We start from the raw sequence: 259 nt of genomic DNA on the forward strand, positions 1-259 counted from the left end.
TTCCTGCGCCGACTGGTACAGCATTTTCCAGCTGAATTGGCCGTAAACAGTGGCCAGGAAGATGGCACCAATGCCACCCAATGCAGACGATTCTGTCGGGGTTGCGATACCGGCAAAGATTGATCCCAGTACCACCAGAATCAGCGCCAATGGCGGAATAATGGCAATAATCGCCTGGGTATACATCTGGGCCTGGGTGGTGCCATCGTCTTCGACAGGCAACGCAGGCGCGGCTTCTGGCTTGAGGAAGGAATAAACC

General features: G+C 54.8%; 1 protein-coding gene. It reads right to left on the minus strand.

Annotated elements, in window-relative coordinates; all coding sequences use genetic code 11:
• Positions 1 to 259: TRAP transporter large permease subunit (locus tag Q4563_RS20790; RefSeq protein ID WP_303605867.1), on the minus strand; the 259-nt coding region annotated here is incomplete at both ends.

The organism is Gilvimarinus sp. 1_MG-2023, assembly GCF_030548285.1.